A 2,221-nucleotide genomic window follows, 5' to 3' on the forward strand; every position below is an offset into this window, starting at 1 on the left:
CAAATGACCTTTTTTAATTTAGGACATAGTGTCCAACTTCATTTTACAATCGGCCTTCGCAAATTTATTGATTTAAAGATATCTGTCATTTTTTTTGTGTGTATCTTAAAATCATTTAGCTTCATTTTTAAAATATAGTTATAATCCGCAAACCCTTCTTGTCTCTCTACAATAATGCCCTGATATATTTTTAAAATAGTTGGAGTGTATTCAATATTTAATTTTTTAAAATTTTTATATTGCGGAGAATTTGTAGATTTTCCCAAATCTAACAAATATATCTTTGAATATACTTTTGCCTTTTTCAGTACTTTTATTTCTTTTTTACACGGTGGACAAGTATTATCATAAATCAATACAGAAAAAGTATCCTTATTTTTCAATTTATTATTTAATTCCTTAATGGACAAATGATAATTATTTTTTGAATAATTAAGTGTATCACTGTGTTTATTTAAATACATTTTCTGCATTAAAAGCATCATTAATACAGCTATGATAATAAAAGTAAATATTATAATTATTTTTTTATTTTTCATTTTTATACTCTGGCTGGACAAACATTATAGTTTTTCCAATTTCCTTTTATGCACACTTTATATCTAGGTACATAACAACCTATAGCAGAACCTGCGGTACAAATAAAACTTGCCCACTTATTCACCAAACCTACTGCAGAACAGCCAACCCCAGTAAATGTCTGGCATCCTGAGTCCCATTTACCACCCCCTGATTTATATTTTGTACATGTAAATATTGAACAAGTAACAGTTTTTGCATTAGTATTATATTTATTATGCGTTGTGCTAGAGTCAGATTTTTTTGGAAGGACAACATTTTCAGTTGTATCTTCAACTGCCTGCTTTTGACCATTCTTAATGTTATTTGCATAAATAGAAAAATTGTTTCCCAACTTATCAGGAGAAAGGAAAATACTGTCATCACTCAACAAATTTATCACCTTAATTTTATTAGAACTAGATATAGCTGTTGAATAATCAAAAACAATTGCTGATGATAGTTTTTTATTTACAACATCGTAATTAATTACTAATGGTGACTCTACAGTTGTAGATACAGTACCTGTAGCATTTTTATTGGTGAAATCTTGACTATTGTTTGTATTAACTTTATAAATCAAAATTTCATTTTCAATTTTCCCATCCTTATTAGTAATTTCCTTTGTACTTATAGGTTGTGAAAATATTAGATTATTTTTGACTTTTTGGTATGCATCGCTATTTGAAAATGCATTTTCTGCTTGTTCAGTCAAAGTTAATGTCTCAGAAGCAAATGCTGTTGAATTAGTGAAACATTCAACAACTAGTAAAAGTGCTAAAACAATAATTGTTAATTATTTTGTTTTCATGTTTATACCTCCTCGTATTTGAAAATAAATGTTAAATTTTAATTGGTGGTATGCTACCGAGTGGATCTAGGACCATATTAATTCCTCCCAAAAAGTAAAAACAAGAACAGTACAGACTTTTTTCATCTCCTTATTTTATTTTTATTAATTACTAATTATTATTATTATTATCAATGAAATTTATTTATTCACAACATATTTTCCTATAGGAAAATATAGGAAAAGCTTTTATCCATTGAACATCAATTATATTTTTAATTCACTACCTATTGCGTCTTTATCAATTAAAACTTGCTAAACATGCTTCTGCATGCAGAATATCACACACGCAGTAGAAGAGACTTTCTACAAGAAGTAAGATTTTAGAGAAAAACAAAAGCCAGAAACTATGCTAATTTTGCATGATTTCTGACTTTTTTTGATTACAGATTATTTTTTTATAATAAAATTATAATTAGTTTTAATATTTTTTGAAAGTGGTGATATTTATGACTATTGGCGAAGCATTACGTAAAGAACGCCTAAAATTAGGATTAACACAGTCTCAAATGTGCGAAGGAATTGTCAGCAGACCATTCTATGCAAAAGTGGAAAGTGGTAAACATTCAATTAATGCAGACCTCTTATTTAAAATACTAACTATTCATCAAATAGACGTTGTCGAATTCTATTCTCTAATAAAAGATATTTACATATCACCACAAGAAAAATTGCTACAACAACTTCAAGATAATATGGAATTTGCTGTTAATACAGTTGACTTTCAAAAATTGGAAAAATACAAAAAGAAAATTCTTTCGCAAATTGCAATAATAAGTTGGACACTTTATGCAGCTTGATAGATGTTATCTA

Annotated in this window: 3 protein-coding genes; 1 reads left to right on the forward strand and 2 read right to left on the reverse strand. The window is 27.6% G+C overall.

What is annotated here, in order from left to right; genetic code table 11:
- Positions 1-38 precede the first annotated feature (38 nt).
- Entirely contained in the window at positions 39-539 is a 501-nt protein-coding gene (locus FC46_RS09680) for a thioredoxin family protein (RefSeq protein WP_057800206.1), read from the reverse strand.
- A gap of 2 nt (positions 540-541) precedes the next feature.
- A complete protein-coding gene (locus FC46_RS09685; RefSeq protein WP_057800208.1) occupies positions 542-1,273 on the reverse strand; it encodes a hypothetical protein in 732 nt (243 codons plus the stop codon).
- A gap of 584 nt (positions 1,274-1,857) precedes the next feature.
- On the opposite strand from FC46_RS09685, the gene FC46_RS09690 reads away from it, so the two are divergent.
- A complete protein-coding gene (locus FC46_RS09690) occupies positions 1,858-2,208 on the forward strand; it encodes a helix-turn-helix domain-containing protein (protein WP_057800210.1) in 351 nt (116 codons plus the stop codon).
- Positions 2,209-2,221 lie beyond the last annotated feature (13 nt).

It is taken from the genome of Lactobacillus kalixensis DSM 16043, assembly GCF_001434335.1.
GTDB lineage: Bacteria > Bacillota > Bacilli > Lactobacillales > Lactobacillaceae > Lactobacillus > Lactobacillus kalixensis.

Excerpts from the sequence above, each read along its gene's own strand:
- FC46_RS09680 (WP_057800206.1), bottom strand. The coding sequence starts at position 539 with ATGAAAAATAAAAAAATAATTATAATATTTACTTTTATTATCATAGCT.
- FC46_RS09690 (WP_057800210.1), top strand. The coding sequence starts at position 1,858 with ATGACTATTGGCGAAGCATTACGTAAAGAACGCCTAAAATTAGGATTA.